Origin of the sequence: Roseovarius confluentis, from assembly GCF_002917925.1 — a bacterium.
In the GTDB taxonomy this organism is placed as follows: domain Bacteria; phylum Pseudomonadota; class Alphaproteobacteria; order Rhodobacterales; family Rhodobacteraceae; genus Roseovarius; species Roseovarius confluentis.
Genome location: NZ_PPFE01000003.1, coordinates 278,547 through 294,735, shown reverse-complemented (window position 1 = coordinate 294,735; position 16,189 = coordinate 278,547). Strand labels below are relative to the sequence as shown.

14 protein-coding genes are annotated in these 16,189 nt (G+C 64.3%); 3 read left to right on the top strand and 11 right to left on the bottom strand.

Features of this window, described 5'->3' with window-relative positions:
• Positions 1–44: 44 nt before the first annotated feature.
• Both C2I35_RS09400 and C2I35_RS09395 read right to left on the bottom strand, forming a co-directional pair.
• Positions 45–929, bottom strand: coding sequence for a dihydrodipicolinate synthase family protein (locus tag C2I35_RS09400; RefSeq protein WP_103762779.1), 885 nt, complete (start codon positions 927–929; stop codon positions 45–47).
• An 8-nt stretch (positions 930–937) separates the two neighbouring features.
• Positions 938–2,416, bottom strand: a complete 1,479-nt coding sequence (locus C2I35_RS09395) for an NAD-dependent succinate-semialdehyde dehydrogenase (RefSeq protein WP_103762778.1) — start codon at positions 2,414–2,416, stop codon at positions 938–940.
• 83 nt (positions 2,417–2,499) lie between these two features.
• Between C2I35_RS09395 and C2I35_RS09390 the strand changes: the two genes are divergently transcribed.
• Positions 2,500–3,288, top strand: coding sequence for a hormone-sensitive lipase (locus C2I35_RS09390; RefSeq protein WP_103762777.1), 789 nt, complete (start codon positions 2,500–2,502; stop codon positions 3,286–3,288).
• A 107-nt stretch (positions 3,289–3,395) separates the two neighbouring features.
• Here the strand turns inward: C2I35_RS09390 and C2I35_RS09385 are convergent, their stop codons facing one another.
• Positions 3,396–4,394 (bottom strand): P1 family peptidase, encoded by a 999-nt coding sequence (locus C2I35_RS09385; protein ID WP_103762776.1) that lies wholly within the window; start codon positions 4,392–4,394, stop codon positions 3,396–3,398.
• Positions 4,395–4,557: 163 nt separating this feature from the next.
• On the opposite strand from C2I35_RS09385, the gene C2I35_RS09380 reads away from it, so the two are divergent.
• The gene (locus C2I35_RS09380; RefSeq protein WP_103762775.1) at positions 4,558–5,796 is read left to right on the top strand and encodes a M24 family metallopeptidase; all 1,239 of its coding nucleotides are present in this window, start codon (positions 4,558–4,560) and stop codon (positions 5,794–5,796) included.
• Positions 5,797–5,834: 38 nt separating this feature from the next.
• Here the strand turns inward: C2I35_RS09380 and C2I35_RS09375 are convergent, their stop codons facing one another.
• Positions 5,835–6,650, bottom strand: a complete 816-nt coding sequence (locus C2I35_RS09375; protein WP_103762774.1) for a cyclase family protein — start codon at positions 6,648–6,650, stop codon at positions 5,835–5,837.
• 125 nt (positions 6,651–6,775) lie between these two features.
• On the opposite strand from C2I35_RS09375, the gene C2I35_RS09370 reads away from it, so the two are divergent.
• On the top strand, positions 6,776–7,372 hold the full coding sequence (locus C2I35_RS09370; RefSeq protein WP_103762773.1) for a DUF1523 family protein: 597 nt from the start codon (positions 6,776–6,778) through the stop codon (positions 7,370–7,372).
• A gap of 2 nt (positions 7,373–7,374) precedes the next feature.
• Here the strand turns inward: C2I35_RS09370 and C2I35_RS09365 are convergent, their stop codons facing one another.
• From C2I35_RS09365 to xsc, 7 genes are all read right to left on the bottom strand, one after another.
• Positions 7,375–8,247, bottom strand: coding sequence for a dimethyl sulfoxide reductase anchor subunit family protein (locus C2I35_RS09365; RefSeq protein ID WP_103762772.1), 873 nt, complete (start codon positions 8,245–8,247; stop codon positions 7,375–7,377).
• Entirely contained in the window at positions 8,247–9,026 is a 780-nt protein-coding gene (locus C2I35_RS09360; protein ID WP_103762771.1) for a 4Fe-4S dicluster domain-containing protein, read from the bottom strand. Before C2I35_RS09360 ends, C2I35_RS09365 begins: the two co-directional genes overlap by 1 nt.
• Positions 9,023–9,175 (bottom strand): hypothetical protein, encoded by a 153-nt coding sequence (locus C2I35_RS22130; RefSeq protein ID WP_170067169.1) that lies wholly within the window; start codon positions 9,173–9,175, stop codon positions 9,023–9,025. Before C2I35_RS22130 ends, C2I35_RS09360 begins: the two co-directional genes overlap by 4 nt.
• Positions 9,176–9,290: 115 nt before the next feature.
• On the bottom strand, positions 9,291–12,116 hold the full coding sequence (locus C2I35_RS09355) for a molybdopterin oxidoreductase family protein (protein ID WP_103762770.1): 2,826 nt from the start codon (positions 12,114–12,116) through the stop codon (positions 9,291–9,293).
• Between the two features lie 120 nt (positions 12,117–12,236).
• Positions 12,237–13,295: an acetate/propionate family kinase gene (locus tag C2I35_RS09350; protein WP_103762769.1), complete on the bottom strand. Its 1,059-nt coding sequence runs from the start codon at positions 13,293–13,295 to the stop codon at positions 12,237–12,239.
• Positions 13,292–14,224 (bottom strand): phosphate acyltransferase, encoded by a 933-nt coding sequence (locus C2I35_RS09345; RefSeq protein ID WP_103762768.1) that lies wholly within the window; start codon positions 14,222–14,224, stop codon positions 13,292–13,294. The genes C2I35_RS09350 and C2I35_RS09345 overlap by 4 nt, the downstream gene beginning before the upstream one ends.
• 82 nt (positions 14,225–14,306) lie before the next feature.
• Entirely contained in the window at positions 14,307–16,085 is a 1,779-nt protein-coding gene (gene xsc / locus C2I35_RS09340; RefSeq protein ID WP_103762767.1) for a sulfoacetaldehyde acetyltransferase, read from the bottom strand.
• Between the last annotated feature and the right edge of the window lie 104 nt (positions 16,086–16,189).

The window sequence follows — 16,189 nt, the reverse complement described above, 5'->3', positions numbered from 1 at the left end:
TTTCATCCCACCGTGACGGGATCTCATCCGACGTGTCGCGCCCCCTACAGAGCCCCGACCCGCTCCAGCACCGCCTTCAACTCGGCTCGGCCTTCGTCGCTCAGACCGTCCTGCGGCGGCAGCGGTTCGCCCACCTCATACCCCTGCAATTCCAGCCCGCCCTTGACGCAGGCCGCAAGGTTGTACTTCGCGAACGCCTGGTTCAGCGCCCACAAATCGCGCTGCAACTCCATCGCCGCCTGGTACTGTCCGACCTTGCACAATTCATACAGTTTCACGCTCTGCTTCGGCACGATGCAGGCGGGACCGGCCATCCAGCCCTTGCCCCCGATCAGCATCACGCAGGCCGGGATATGCGCCGACGCCGCAAAGATATCGAGCTTGTCCCCCACCCGGTCCATGATCGACAACAGCCGCCCCGTATTGCTCGACGCATCCTTCAGACAGCGGATATTCTCCACCTCCGCCAATTCCGCGATCAATGGAACGCTCAGATCACTGCGCTGGAAATTCGGGTTGGTGTAGATCACGATCGGCAATTCCACCGCCGCGGCGATGGCGGTGAAATAGTCCTTGATGCCCCGATCACTTACCGGAAAATACGCCTCCAGCACCGCGAGGATCCCGTCACAGCCCATGGCCGCGAATTCCCGCGCCTGCCGCTCGGCCTCGTGGGTCGTCGTCGCCGCGACACCCGCCACCACCGGCACCCGGCCCTTGGCGGCCGCCACCACCGTCTCGACGATGTCGCGCTTCTGCTCCCAGCTCAGATAGGCGAACTCCCCCGTCGAGCCCAGCGGCGTCAGACCATGCACGCCCGCGTCGATCAGGTCGTCACACAACCGCGTCAGCACCGCGCGATTGACGCGGCCCTCGCCATCCAGCGGCGACACCAGGTAAGGAAAGACCCCGTGAAACCCGTCCTCCATGCCGCGCCTCACACGCTCATGCAGACATATTTCAACTCCAGGAAATCCTCGATCCCGTGATGGCTGCCTTCCCGGCCAAGGCCCGACTGCTTCACGCCGCCGAACGGGGCGACCTCCGTCGAAATAATACCGGTATTCACCCCCACGATCCCGTATTCCAGCGCCTCGGCCACCTTGTAGACGCGGCTCAGGTCCTTGGCGTAGAAATAACTCGCAAGGCCAAAGATCGTGTCGTTCGCCATGGCGATCACGTCATCCTCGTCCTCGAACTTGAACAAGGGCGCCAGCGGCCCGAACGTCTCTTCCTGGCTCACCTTCATATCCTGCGTCACACCCGTCAGGATCGTCGGCTTGAAGAAATTGCCATCCATCTCGCCATCCGCGCCCCCAAGGATGACAGTGCCTCCCTTGGATTTCGCATCCTCGATATGCTCGACCACCTTCTCGGACGCCTCCGGGTTGATCAGCGGCCCCAGCTCGGTGCCGTCCTCCAGCCCGTCGCCCACCTTCATCTGGCTCACCCGGTTCTTCAGCTTCTCGGCAAAGGCATCATACACCCCTGCCTGCACATAGATCCGGTTGGCACAGACACAGGTCTGCCCGTTGTTGCGGAACTTGCACATGATCGCGCCTTCCACGGCGGCATCCACATCGGCGTCGTCGAACACGATGAACGGCGCGTTCCCGCCCAGCTCCATCGAGCATTTCATCACCTGGTCGGCGGCCTGCCGCAGCAGGATACGCCCCACCTCGGTCGATCCGGTAAAGGTCAGCTTGCGCACGTTCGGGTTCTCGCAGAACTCCTTGCCTATATCGCTCGACCGCGAAGAGGTCACGATGTTGAACACCCCCGCCGGAATGCCCGCCCGCTCGGCCAGCACACCCATCGCCGTGGCCGACAACGGCGTCTCGGCGGCCGGACGACCGACGAAGGCGCAGCCCGCCGCCAGCGCAGGCGCCGCCTTGCGCGTGATCATCGCGTTGGGGAAGTTCCAGGGCGTAATGGATGCGGCCACCCCGATCGGCTGTTTCAGCACCATGATCCGCTTGTCGCGCTGGTGGCCGGGGATCATCTCACCATAAACCCGCTTGGCCTCCTCGCCGAAGAACTCGATGAAGGACGCACCATAGGCGATCTCACCCTTCGCCTCGGCCAGCGGCTTGCCCTGCTCTGCGGTCAGGATCGTGCCCAGGTCGTCCTGGTGCTCCATCATCAGGTCGAACCACTTGCGCAGCACCGCGGCCCGCTCCTTGCCCGTCCACTTGGCCCATTCCTTCTGCGCCTTGGCCGCGCCTGCAATGACGTCGGCCACCTGTTTGCGGTCCAGGTCCGCAACATTGGCGATCACGTCGCCCCGCGCCGGGTTCACAACCTCGAACGTGGCGCCGTCCGCACCATCGATCCACTTACCCCCGGCATAGGCCCTCTCGGCCAGCAGATCGGGGTCCTTCAAAAGCGATTTCAGGTTGGTGGCAGTATCGAGCATGGCGCATCCTCCGGCAAAAACGTCTCGTCTTGGCAAAGCATCTGGGGCAGAAAATGTCTAGGGCCAGCCCGAAGGAGCAGATCATGGATTACGACGACGCCTACGCCAACGTCCCCCACATCCCGGACGGCGAAAGCTACCCGCCCCGCTGGGCCGCCGAGGCGGCAGCCTTCCGCGAGGCACGCACAACAGACCGCAACGATCTCGGCGTTTCCTACGGCGATACCCCGCGCCAGGCCTACGACCTCTTCCGCCCCGAAACGGCGCCGAAAGGCACCCTCGTCTTCGTCCACGGCGGCTACTGGCTCCGCTTCGACCGCAGCTATTGGTCCCACCTCGCCACCGGCGCTCTGGCCCGCGGCTGGTCCGTCGCCATGCCCTCCTACGACCTCTGCCCCGACGTCCGCATCGCCGACATCACCACCCAGATTGCCCGCGCCATCCAGAATATCGCCGAAAGTGAGCCCGGTCCCCTCGCCCTCGCCGGCCACTCCGCCGGCGGTCACCTCGTCTCGCGCATGATCCAACCCGGCCTACTGCCCATCGATGTCACAGATCGGATCACTACCATCACCCCGATCTCCCCGGTCTCCGACCTGCGCCCGCTCCTGCACACCGCGATGAACGCCCAGTTCCAGCTGACCGAAGACACCGCCACCGCCGAAAGCCCCGCGCTCATGACAGAACGCCTCGATATCCCCACTCACATCTGGGTCGGCGCCGACGAACGCCCCGTTTTCCTCGATCAGGCCCGTTGGCAGGCCGACGCCTGGTCCTGTCCCCTCCGCATCGACAAGGGCCGTCACCACTTCGACATCATCGACGCTCTCAAGGACCCGGTAAGCCCCCTGATGCGCGATATCCTCGGCTGACCAGCCCCGGCTTTTTCTTGCCGAAAATACTCAAAACCCGCCGCGCGCCACGAGCCCCACGCGAGGGCCCTGCGTAGGGTGGGTGAAAACCCACGCGCCCCAGCGTCTCATCCCTGTCCGAACTGCTCCGCCCAACACGGCACCACATCACCCTCGGCGGGACGCGCCGCGAAAACCGCCCGCGCAATCGCCCGCGCCACGCAGGTTGCCGCCGCATGGCCCAGCGCCAACTGCCCCGCCACGTCCGGCGCCTCGGCCCGTCCCGTGGCCGCGGCAAAGATCAGATCCCCGTCCATAGGCGTGTGCGACGGCACCAGCGCCCGGGCATACCCATCATGCGCGGCCACCGCCATCCGCGAGCACTGCGCCTGCGTCAGGCTCGCATCCGTCGCCACGACTCCAATCGTCGTTGCCGCATGCTGTCCCAGCTTCGTCCTCGGTTCATGCACATCCCCGAAATCACGCGCCACGCCCAGCCCGCCAAACTCGTCGCCCATCTCGAACGGCGCCGCCCAGAACTCGCCGCGCTCGCCGGCCACGGCCGACCCCAGCGCGTTGACCGCCACCAAGGCCCCCACCGTCACACCCGACGCCAGCACGACCGAGGCCGAGCCCAAGCCCCCCTTGAAATCCGCTGTCACCGCACCCGCTCCGGCCCCGAAACTCCCAATCTCGAAAGCCTCTCCCCGGGCCGCCAGCGCCTCCCGCCCCAGCCGCTTGTACGGGTTCTCGGCCCAGTCCTTGCTCCCGCCATTCAGCAGATCGAACAGGATTGCCCCCGGCACGATCGGCACGCGCTGGTCCCCCACGGCAAAGCCCCGCCCCGCGTCACGCAACCCGTCCGCCACCCCCGACGCCGCATCCAGTCCAAAGGCCGACCCGCCCGACAAAACCAGCGCATCGACCGCTTCCACCACCTTGTCCGGCGCCAGCAAATCTGTCTCCCGCGTGCCCGGCGCCCCGCCCATGACGTGCACACCAGCTGTAAAAGGTTCGTCTCCCACGACAACGCTCACCCCGGTCTTCACCGCCGCATCGTCGGCCTGCCCCACCAGTATTCCCGGCACATCCGTGATCAGGTTCCGCTTTCCCGGTCTTGCCGTCATGGTCCGTTCCCGTCCTCTTTTTGTCGCAGACCATCTTGCCAGACCTGCCCCGCTCTGCAAGAACAGCGTCAGACCCGCGGGCGATGGCGTCGCCCCAAACCCGGGTCTCATATCCCAACAGTCCTGAACGCCGGGACCTTTCTTGCTCAAGGAGGGTCACACAATGACTGCTTCCCAAACCCAGACCGACGTCACGGGCACCCGCCCCGAATTCTACCGTTTCCACAACGGCGAAAAGGCCCCGCTGCCTTTCTCCGCGTCAGAGTATGACCAGCGCCTCGCCGGCCTGCGCCGCATCATTGCCGAATCCGGCGTCACCGCCGCCGTCTTCACCTCGATGCACAACATCGCCTATTACTCTGGCTTCCTCTACTGCGCCTTCGGGCGGCCCTACGGCCTTGTCGTCACGGCGACCGACAGCGTCACCATCTCGGCCGGCATCGACGCAGGCCAGCCCTGGCGGCGCTGTTACGGTGATAACATCACCTACACCGACTGGCAGCGCGACAATTACTGGCGCGCAATCCGCTCCGTCACCGGCACCGGCGGGGTGATCGGCTACGAATCCGATCACCTGACACTCCAACAGCGAGAGAAGCTCGGCCACTACCTTGTCCCCAGCGACATGATCGACATCGCGGGTCACACCATGACCCAGCGCATGGCCAAGTCCCCCGCCGAGATCGCCCTCATTCGCCAATGCACCGCCATCGCCGATGCCGGCGGCCATGCCATCCGCGACGCGGTCCGCATCGGCACCCGCGAAATCGACGTCGCCATGGCGGGGCGCGACGCGATGGAACTGGAAATCGCCCGCCGCTTCCCCGATGCCGAATACCGCGACAGCTGGGTCTGGTTCCAGTCCGGCCTCAACACCGACGGTGCCCACAACCCCGTCACGGCCCGGCAGCTCCAAAGCGGCGATATCCTTTCGCTCAACACCTTCCCGATGGTCTCGGCCTATTACGTGGCCCTCGAACGCACCATGTTCGCAGGCGAGGTCGACGCCGCCTCGCTCGCCATCTGGCAGGCCAACGTCGCCACCCACGAATACGGCATGTCCCTGCTGAAGCCCGGCATCTCCTGCGCCGAGGTCACGCACAAGATCAACGCCTTCCTGGCCGAGCGTGACCTTCTGCAATATCGCACCTTCGGCTATGGCCACAGCTTCGGCATCCTGTCGCATTACTACGGCCGCGAGGCCGGGCTGGAACTGCGCGAGGATATCGACACCGTGCTGAAACCCGGCATGGTCATCTCGATGGAGCCGATGCTGACCATCCCCGAAGGCCAGACCGGCGCCGGCGGATACCGAGAACACGACGTGCTGGTCATCACCGAGGACGGGCATGAGAACATCACCGGCTATCCCTACGGGCCGGAGTTCAACGTCGTGGGCTGAACCAAGCGCCCCGGCCCTACCGCCGGGGCATCTTCATTTCAGATCAACGCGAAGATCCGCGCCGGCCCCCCGGTGCCGCCCATGTGCTTCGGCGCACCGATCACGATCGTGGCCCCGCTGGCAGGCACCTTGTCGAGATTGGCAATGCATTCGATCCCGAAGCGCCCGGTCGGCAGCCAGGCGTAATGTGCCGCGAAATCCGCCGACGGCCCGTGATCCAGCGACAGCGTGTCGGACGCGATGGATTGCGCCCCCGTTTCCTCGACCAGCATTTGCGCCGCCTCCACGTGGAATCCCGGGAAGTGCATTTTGTCGCCATCAAAGCCCCGGAACGCGTCCGATCCGGCCTTCGCGCCCCATCCCGAATAGAGCGCGACACAGGCATTATCCGGTATTTCGCCGTTCGCCTCGATCCAGGCGCGCAGGTCATCCGGCGTCACCTGCGCATCCGCGTCCTCCTCTGCCTTGGAGGCAATATCGATCACGCAAAGCGGCGCCACAAGGCTTCCCACAGGGATCTCGTCCACCGACGCACCATCCTCCGAAAAGTGCAGCGGTGCGTCCACATGCGTGCCGGTATGCTCGTTCACCGTCAGTTCCATCAGGTTGAAGCCGTTGTCGGCGAAATTGAACTTCTGCTCCATCGAGATCCCGGGCGCCCCGAAATAGGTCGGAAAATCCGGCCCGTAGGCATGAGTCAGATCCTCGACCGCATCATGCCCCGACGCCATCGCCCGCGGCGCACCGAAAGTGCCCAGCGCAGCCGCGGCCCCGGCCGCCGCACCGACGCCGAACAACTGTCGGCGTGACAACATCTTTTCCTTCACCGCTTGCATCACGCAGATATCACACATTATCTCGACTCCTGTTGGTTGTGTTCGGTCCCGATCCACAGGATAACACGGATCGACGCACTCGGGGGCGGTCCTTCGCGCGGCGTCCTTGCCGCGCCCGCCCCGGCATCAAGGAGCGAACGATCATGCACTATATCAAATGGATTTTCGTTGCCGCCTTCTGGCTGCTGGTCGCGGGCTTCCTGCACTACACCCTGCCACAGCACGACATCGCGCGCGTCACCGACACTTACGAGAAACGCATCGATTTCGGTGAGAACTCGATCTTCTGGTCGAACGTGGGCAGCGGCGACGCCGAGGGCACGGCCAACCGCGATATCTTCTTCATCCAGACCCGGCTCGCCGATGGCGGCGTCATGGTCTACCGCAACGAGGATACCGGCTGGGGCTGGCCGCCCTATTTCAAGTTCGACACGTCGAACCTTCAGGCCGAGGCCGCCGACCTGCGCTCCACCTCCGAATCCCCCAAATGGGTGTCGATCACCCATTACGGCTGGCGCAACGAATTCTTCTCGATCTTCCCCAACGCCATCTCGATCGAACGTGTCGACGGCCCCGACGTCACCATCATCCCGTGGTTCAACATCATCTTCCTGACGCTGCTGGCCGCCCTCGTCTGGGCCATCCGCGCCCGCTGGGTGCGCTTCCGCGAACGCCGGATCGACCCCACCACGGACGAATGGGGCCTGACCGATCCGCAGCCGGGCCGCGACCGCCTGTAAGCCTAGCGCTTGCCGTAGTAGAGCCCCACCACGTGCTCGGCCTCCGCAAAGAACAGCCAGCGCGACGCCGCGATACCGCCCAGATGCGCCAGCACGGCCACCAGCGCCGCGATATGCGAAAACGGCACCAGCAGCAGGACGAACGGCACCGTGTAGCCGAACAAGAGCGCAATCAACCGCAGCTTCTGCGCGTGCTTGCGCCCTACCACGTAGACAAATTCCCTTAGCAGATAATTGTTGCCCGTATGCGGCGGCTCGAACGCCCGCACCGTGCCGATGCTCCCCAGCCCCGTCGCGGTGGCCATGTCCGTCCCGCTCTGCGCCAGCGCCTTGTCCCCGCGCAGCCACCAGATGACCTGCACGGCGGCAGCCACCGGCATCAGGATCAGCGCAATCGCCACCTGCCCGGCCAAGAGCGCGCCACCCGCCAGCGCAATCGCCATGAACAACAGCGGCGTCAGCGGCGTGTTCCAGCGCGGCACGGTTTTCATCTGCGTGTAGATCATCGAGGTGGTGAACACCGTCACCGCCGACAGCACGGCTCCGATCACCCCCACCAACATCCAGGCCGTGTCGAAAAACACCAGCCCCGCGCCATAGACCGCCATCACCACCAGCGCCGCGACCGAGGACACACCCTCACGGCTCAACCATGACGACCGCCACTGCGTGAACGCCTTCAACGCCCGCTCCGGGTGTCCCAGGTGAAAGGTCGAGGCCATCAGCCCTCCCACCGCCAGCAGGTAGGCAATCACGAAGAACGTGAACGCGACCCATCCGGTGGGCACGATGACCCCGAGCCCCAGCCAGAACAACAGGCCGAACCCAAGGCCCGACAGCGTGGTGAATACGATAACGGACGGTGCAGGATGCATCAGATCTTCTCCAGCGCTTTATCAAGCCAGCCGATAAACCCCTTCGGCTCCTCAGCCACGGGGGCCAGCAGCGGCGCCAGAACGTCGATCTGCGCCTCCGGGGCCGCCATCACCTGGTCCTTGGGCCGCGGCGGCAGGTACTGGTTCACCGGCTTCGTGCCCTGCTCGGGCATCAGGTCCATGCCGCCGCGCTCCTCGACCAGTTTCGACACGTCGCTCTCCGGATCGCCCAGATCGCCGAAATGCCGCGCCCCTGCCGGGCAGGTCCGCACGCAGACCGGCACCCGGTCCTCCTCGGGCAGGTTGTCGTTGTAGATCCGGTCGACGCACAGCGTGCATTTCTTCATAACGCCTTCCGCCGCGTCCATCTCCCGCGCGCCATAGGGACAGGCCCAGGCACACAGACCGCAGCCGATGCAATCGCTCTCGTTCACCAGAACGATCCCGTCCTCGACCCGCTTATAGCTGGCGCCGGTCGGGCATACCGTAACGCATGGTGCATCTTCGCAATGCAGGCAGGATTTCGGGAAGTGAATGAGCTGCGCCGCCGGATGCGGCATCCCGCTCTCGGCCAGGGGCTGCACCTCATAGGAATGCACCCGGTTCAGGAACGTCCCGCGCGGGTCGTCGCCATATGGGTCCTGGTCACTCAGCGGCGCGCCGTAATTCTCGGTGTTCCATCCCTTGCAGCTCACCACGCAGGCGTGGCAGCCGACGCAGGTATCCAGGTCGATCACCAGCCCCATCTTGCGCTGCGTCGTTTCGGGAAGCGTCGTCATGCTTGCCGCTCCTCTGTCTTGGCTGGGACGCCACCGCTTTGGGGCGCGTCCTCGCTCGAATTCCATTTGCCGACGAACCACACGAAGGTCCCGACCACGAAGATCACGAACGCCAGTATGGCGATCAATGTCAGGGCCCTACCGCTCACCGCCGCCCCTCCGCGCACCCATTTTCCGCGCGGAAAATGGGCCGGAAAATACGCATTTTCCGCCCAAGACTTTTCGAAAAGTCTTGCCAATTTTCTTGTAAGAAAATTCCCGCGCTCATTTGCCCACCTTCCAGCGCAGCTCGTCCGGCCCGGTCCCCACCGGCGACCGGATCGGCGCGAATGTCGGGTGCACCTCCTCGGGCGCCGCCGTCTTCTCGATCTTAACCCGCAGGTCGAACCACGCCGCCTGCCCCGTCACCGGGTCGCTGTTCGCCCAGCGCAGCCCGTCACCCTTGGGCGGCAACAACTCATGAATGAGGTGATTGAGCAGAAACCCCTTCGTGGCCTCTGGCGCGTCCTTTTCCAGCGCCCAGGCGCCCTTGCGCTTGCCGATCGCGTTCCATGTCCAGACCGTGTTCTCGTTGAGCGCGGCCATATGCGCCACAGGCACCGTGATCTCGCCATGCGTCGACGTAACCTTGGCCCAGTCGCCATCGGCAAACCCGTTCGCCTCCCATATCTTGGTCGGCAGGTAGAGCGGATTGCGCCCATGAATTTGCCGCAGCCACGCATTCTGCGAACCCCACGAGTGATACATCGCCATCGGTCGCTGTGTCAGGGCGTGCACAGGGTATTCCACCGGGTCCACATGCCCGTCCTCGAACGGCGGATACCAGATCGGCAGCGGGTCCAGCGTCGCCCTGATCCGTTCGCGCAGATGCTCGGGCGGTTGCCGTTCCCCATGTCCCTCGGCGGCCAGCTGAAATTTCCTCATCGTTTCCACATAGACATCGAAAATGAAAGGCTGCGGGCTGTCATATAACCCCATGCCGACGGCCCACTCCTGGTAGCCCATGTTCCACGGTTTCATATAAGCATGTTCTTCGGCGATATGGCTGACGAAGAACCCGCCATTCTCGATATAATTATCAAGCTGTGAGGCGTTCGGCGCACCGCGGCCATGCTGCGGCCCATCCTCCCCCATCCGCCACCCGGCCAGCGGCCCGACACCCGGTTTGCGCTCGTGGTTGACCATGTAATCGGCATAATCCGCCCACTTGGCGCTGCCATCCTCGTTGGTGAATCCCGGCAGCCCCATCTTGTTGGCCAACAAAATCAGCGCCGTCTGAAACCCTTTCACATCCCGGTCCGGCTCCACGACGGGCCAGCGGATGGCATCGGCCGCCGCATCCGCCTCACAAATCGGGCGGTCCAGCAGGCTGATGCAGTCATGCCGCTCCAGATAGGTCGTGTCAGGCAGGATCAGGTCGGAATAGGCGACCATCTCGGAACTATACGCATCCGAATATATGATACGTGGGATGACATACTCGCCAGCCTCGTCCTTGTCCGTCAGCATGTCGATCACGCCGCGCGTGTTCATCGAAGAGTTCCAGGACATGTTCGCCATGTACATGAAAAGCGTGTCGATCTTGTACGGGTCGCCCGCGTGGGCATTACTGATGACCATGTGCATCAACCCGTGCGAACTCATGGGATTTTCCCAGGTGAACGCCTTGTCGATCCGCGCCGGGCTGCCATCTTCCTTCAGCGCCAGGTCCTCTGGCCCCCGCACGAAGCCCAGATGCGGCCCGTCCAGCGGACGATGCGGCGTCACCTTGCTATGCGGCGTCGGATGGATGCTGACCGGTTTCGGATAAGGTGGCTTGAAGCGGAAGCCACCCGGCACTTCAACGCTGCCCAGAAGGATCTGCAACAGGTGCAGCGCGCGGCAGGTCTGAAACCCGTTGGAATGGGCGCTGATCCCCCGCATCGCGTGGAAACTGACCGGGCGGCCCACCATCGTCTTGTGGGTCTCGCCCCGGAAATCCGTCCATTCGCGGTCCAGCACGATTTCTTCTTCGAAAGCCACACGCGCCAGTTCTGCGGCAATCGCCCGGATCCGCCGCGCACTCACGCCACAGCGTTCCGCCACGGCCTCGGGCGCGTAGTCCTCTCCCATGTAGCGCTCCGCCAGCAAATGCATCACCGGCCTATGCGTCACGCCATCCTTTTCATAACTGGTCGACAGGTCCGGCTTCACGCCTTTCCTGTCGAACGGTGCAGGCTGTCCCGTCGCGCGGTCGATCACCAGCAGCTTGCCATCCGCATCCCGCATCAGCAGCCCGTGGTCCGGCGAACTGGTATCGCAATTCACCAACACCGGCGCGTTGGTATACTCTGCCAGATACCGCAGATCGATCTTCCCGGCCCGCAGCAGTTCATGCACCAGCGCCAGGATAAAAAGCCCATCGGTCCCCGGCGTGATCCCGACCCATTCGTCGGCCACGGCGTTGTATCCAGACCGGATCGGATTCACTCCGATCACCTTGGCGCCGCGCTCCTTCAGCCGTCCGATGCCCATCTTGATCGGGTTGCTGTCATGGTCCTCGGCCACGCCGAAGATCATGAACAGCTTCGTGTTCTCCCAGTCCGGTTGCCCAAATTCCCAGAACGCGCCGCCCATCGTGTAGATGCCCGCCGCCGCCATGTTGACGCTGCAAAAACCGCCATGCGCGGCATAGTTCGGTGTCCCGAAATTCTGCGCCCAGAAACTGGTGAAGCTCTGGCTCTGGTCGCGCCCGGTGAAAAAGGCCAGCTTTTCCGGCGCCTCCTGCCGCAGCGGCTCCAGCCAGCCGGTGGCGATTTCCAGCGCCTCGTCCCAGCTGATCTCCTCGAACTCGCCCGACCCGCGCGGCCCGACCCGTTTCAACGGTGCGCGCAGCCGCGACGGCGCGTTATGCTGCATGATCCCCGCGCTGCCCTTGGCGCACAGAACGCCCTTGTTGACCGGATGGTCCCGGTTGCCCTCGATATAGGCAACCTTGCCCTCCTTCATATGCACGTTGATCCCGCAACGGCAGGCGCACATATAGCAGGTGGTCTTGCGCACCTCGTCTGATACCTTGGGCGAGGTATCCAGTTTGGGCTGATCCAGCATGTCGTCGCCTCCCTTGTCTCTTCCCGGTCACGCCAGGCCAGTTCACACCGCCCCGCGACCGCTTGTCTTGGTTCGTTCGCTTTCCCAAAGCGCTCTGCCGGGAAAGCGGAAATTCTTCGCTCAGCCGGGCAACAGCCCGACGACATCCCGCGCGATCTGCCGCTCCTCGTCGGCTGGCACCACGTGCACCGGGATATCCCCCAGCCAGGTCAGATGCTCCATGATACGGTCGCGTATGGTCTCGGCATTTTCACCGATCCCCCCTGTAAAGGCCACGGCATCCACGCCATGCATGGCGGCAATCGCCGATCCGGCCTGCCGCGCCGCCCAGTAACAGAAATGCTCCACCGCGAACTGCGCATCCTCATCGTCGCGGCTCAAGAGCGTGGCCATGTCGTTCGTCCCCGCCAGCCCCTTCAGCCCGCTTTCCTTGTTCAGAATCGTGCCCGCCTTGTCGATCCCGTGATCCTCGGCCAGCCGCAACACCGCCATCCCGTCGATGCATCCCGTCCGGGTGCCCATCACAAGGCCATCCAGCGGCGAATAACCCATCGAGTTCGCCACCGACTTGCCTTCGACCATCGCGCACAGGCTCGCGCCATTTCCAAGATGCAGTCCCAGCAACCGCCGGGGCAGGTCATCACCGAACTGCGCCACCATCCCGGCATAGGACAGCCCGTGAAACCCATAGCGTCGGATGCCCTTGTCGCGCTCCGCCTGCGGCAATGCATAGGTCACGGCGACCGGCGCGTTGGTCGCGTGAAACGCCGTGTCGAAACTGGCGAATTGCGGCAGGTCCGGCGCCAGCGCCGCCAGCGCCCGCACGCCGGAAAGGTTATGCGGATTGTGCAGCGGCGCCAGCGGCACCACTGCCTCGATCTTGGCGATCACTTCGTCGGTCAGCCGCTCCGGCGCTGTCAAATGCGCCCCGCCATGCACCACACGGTGCCCCGCCGCAATCAGCGAGGACACTGGATGCCCCGCGGCCTCCAACTTCTCGAAGACAAGACCCAATGCCGCCGTATGGTCGGCAACCGAAACATCCTGCTTCTCACCCCCAAGGCTCAGCCGCCCCTGCCCGCCGATCTCGGTCACCGATCCCGACAGAACCGACTCCAGCGCAGGCGTGAACAGCTCCACCTTGATCGAGGACGACCCGGCATTCACGACCAGTATCATGCCGCCCCCCCAATCACACCCAACGCCGCCGAAGCGATACGCTCTTCCGCGCCCTGGGCCCGGCTGGTCAGCAGAATCGGTACCTTCGCCCCAAGAACCACGCCGGCACAGCAACAGCCCATGCCGAACGACATCAGCTTGAACAGCGCGTTGCCCGTGGTGATGTTCGGCGTCAGCATGATATCGGCATCGCCCGACACCTCGGATTCGTAGTTCTTCGCCTCTGCCGCCGCTTTCGACAGGATCAGGTCCATCGCCATCGGCCCCTGCACCACCGCACCAGGCAGCGCGCCCTTGGCCCACTCGGCGATCTCGACCGCCTCCATCGTGTTCGGCACTGTCGGGATCGGGTCCTCTGTCGGGGCGAGGATGCCCGCCTTGGGCCGCTCGATCCCCAGTTTGTAGGCCAGCATCACCGCATGGCTCAGGCAGGCCTGCCGCGTCTCCACGTCCGGGTCCACGTTCAGCGCCGCATCGGTCAGCAAGAGTGGCCGCTCCGACTCCGGCATCGTGATGTGAAACACGTGCCCGCAGCGCGTGCCCTTCTCCCGCAGCCCCGCCTTTGACGGCAAAAGCCCCTTGAGGAAAGTCGAAGTGTGAATCTGCCCCTTCATGATCGCGCCAACCTCGCCGGTCCGCGCCATCTCGGCGGCCACCGGCGCGGCGGTCTCCTTCGGTGCGTGGATGAGCGGCAAGCCCGCGATATCCCACCCGATCTCCGCCGCCGTGGCCTTGATCTTGTCGCTGTCCCCGATCAGCACCGGATCGGCCAGACCGGCCTCAGCCGCCTCCCGGATCCCCTGCAACGGGTTCGGCGCCCCGGCATTCACCAGCGCCACGCGCGGCCGTGGCAAACATTGCGCCCGCGTCAACAACGAAGGCGGGCACTTGGGCTCACTCGCCGCAAGAAAGGGATATCGGTCTGTCATGTCTTGTCCTGTCACTCTGTCCAGGGCCCTGTTCGGCCCCGCGTGGCACACTATGCCCGCGGGGCCACAGGATTGCGACGTCTCAGACCCGTTGCTCGACCATATCGTCGGCGCTGATCCCGGCCACTTCCACCGGCTTCTTCATGGCGTCCCGGCGGAACGGCTCGCCCAGTTCCTGGTTGATCATCGCCTCGATCAGCGTGGTCGTGCCGTTCTCCATCTGCTCCTTGATCGCGGTGTTCAGCGCATCGGTCAGCTCGTCCATCGTCCGCGCCACGACACCTTTCAATCCACAGGCATTGGCGATCCCGGCATAGCTGACATCGTCATCCAGCTCGGTGCCCACGAAGTTGTCGTCGAACCACAACGTCGAGTTCCGCTTTTCCGCGCCCCACTGGTAGTTGCGGAACACGATCTGCGTGATCCCCGGCCACTCACTCCGGCCAATGGCCGTCAGCTCGTTGACCGCGATGCCGAACGCGCCGTCACCGGCAAAGCCCACCACGGGCACATCCGGACAGCCGATCTTGGCGCCAACAATGGCCGGCAGGCCGTACCCACACGGGCCAAACAGCCCCGGCGCCAGGTATTTCCGACCCTCGTCGAAGTCGGGATAGGCGTTGCCAATGGCACAGTTGTTGCCGATATCGCTGGAAATGATCGCATTCCGCGGCAGCGCACCCTGAATGGCCCGCCACGCCATGCGGGGGCTCATCCAGTCCGGCTTGTCCTTGCGCGCGCGCTCGTTCCAGGTGGTGCCGGGATCGTCATCTTCGTGGTCCATGCTGGCCAGTTGCTGCGCCCATTTGCTCTTGGTCTCGGCGATCTTCGCCTTGCGCTCCTCGCGGCCTTCATCGCCCGCGGTCTCGCCCAGGTTCTTCAGGATGCCCTGCGCCACCTTGGCCGCATCACCGACGATCCCCACGCTGACCTTCTTGGTCAGGCCGATCCGGTTGGGGTTGATATCCACCTGGATGATCTTGGCGTTGGCAGGCCAGTATTCCATGCCATAGCCCGGCAGGGTCGAGAACGGGTTCAGCCGCGTCCCAAGGCAAAGCACCACGTCTGCGTCCTTGATCAGCTCCATCCCCGCCTTGCTGCCGTTATAGCCCAGCGGCCCGGCGAACAGCGGGTGCGAGCCGGGGAACGCGTCGTTGTGCTGATAGCCCACGCAGACCGGCGCGGTCAGCCGCTCGGCCAGTTCCATCGACGCCGCGATCCCGCCCTTCGACAGCACCACGCCCGCACCGTTCAGGATCACCGGGTTCTTGGCCTCGCTCAGCAGCGCGGCCGCTTCAGCCACCGAATTGCTGCCGCCCGGGCTCACCTCGAACTCGATCGCGCTGGGAATCTCGATATCCACCACCTGCGTCCAGAAATCGCGCGGGATGTTGATCTGCGCCGGCCCGCACAGGCGCTTGGCCTGGCTGATCACCCGTGCCAGCACCTCGGCCACACGCGTGGGGTCGCGCACTTCTTCCTGGTAGGCCACCATGTCCTCGAACAGCTTCATCTGCTCGACTTCCTGGAACCCGCCTTGACCGATCGTCTTGTTCGCCGCCTGCGGCGTCACCAGCAGCAGCGGCGTGTGGTTCCAATAGGCGGTCTTCACGGCGGTCACGAAGTTGGTGATGCCCGGCCCGTTCTGCGCGATCATCATGCTCATCTTGCCCGTCGCGCGAGTATAGCCATCGGCCATCATCCCCGCGCTGCCCTCGTGCGCACAGTCCCAGAACGTGATCCCGGCCTTCGGGAACAAGTCCGAGATCGGCATCATCGCCGACCCGATGATCCCGAACGCGTGCTGGATCCCGTGACGTTGCAGCGTTTTTACAAAGGCTTCTTCGGTGGTCATCTTCATGACAGTGCTCCTGAACATTGAAAAAGGGCCGGTCCTCCCCCGGCGCGGTTTGGGGGAAAGCTACCCTTGCAGTCACCCCCATTCTAGGGCCAGTTTCCCGCGCA

Bases quoted from the DNA above. Each gene is read 5' to 3' on its own strand.
- C2I35_RS09400 (WP_103762779.1), bottom strand. From the start codon at position 929: ATGGAGGACGGGTTTCACGGGGTCTTTCCTTACCTGGTGTCGCCGCTG.
- C2I35_RS09395 (WP_103762778.1), bottom strand. From the start codon at position 2,416: ATGCTCGATACTGCCACCAACCTGAAATCGCTTTTGAAGGACCCCGAT.
- C2I35_RS09390 (WP_103762777.1), top strand. From the start codon at position 2,500: ATGGATTACGACGACGCCTACGCCAACGTCCCCCACATCCCGGACGGC.
- C2I35_RS09385 (WP_103762776.1), bottom strand. From the start codon at position 4,394: ATGACGGCAAGACCGGGAAAGCGGAACCTGATCACGGATGTGCCGGGA.
- C2I35_RS09380 (WP_103762775.1), top strand. From the start codon at position 4,558: ATGACTGCTTCCCAAACCCAGACCGACGTCACGGGCACCCGCCCCGAA.
- C2I35_RS09375 (WP_103762774.1), bottom strand. From the start codon at position 6,650: ATGTGTGATATCTGCGTGATGCAAGCGGTGAAGGAAAAGATGTTGTCA.
- C2I35_RS09370 (WP_103762773.1), top strand. From the start codon at position 6,776: ATGCACTATATCAAATGGATTTTCGTTGCCGCCTTCTGGCTGCTGGTC.
- C2I35_RS09365 (WP_103762772.1), bottom strand. From the start codon at position 8,247: ATGCATCCTGCACCGTCCGTTATCGTATTCACCACGCTGTCGGGCCTT.
- C2I35_RS09360 (WP_103762771.1), bottom strand. From the start codon at position 9,026: ATGACGACGCTTCCCGAAACGACGCAGCGCAAGATGGGGCTGGTGATC.
- C2I35_RS09355 (WP_103762770.1), bottom strand. From the start codon at position 12,116: ATGCTGGATCAGCCCAAACTGGATACCTCGCCCAAGGTATCAGACGAG.
- C2I35_RS09350 (WP_103762769.1), bottom strand. From the start codon at position 13,295: ATGATACTGGTCGTGAATGCCGGGTCGTCCTCGATCAAGGTGGAGCTG.
- C2I35_RS09345 (WP_103762768.1), bottom strand. From the start codon at position 14,224: ATGACAGACCGATATCCCTTTCTTGCGGCGAGTGAGCCCAAGTGCCCG.
- xsc (WP_103762767.1), bottom strand. From the start codon at position 16,085: ATGAAGATGACCACCGAAGAAGCCTTTGTAAAAACGCTGCAACGTCAC.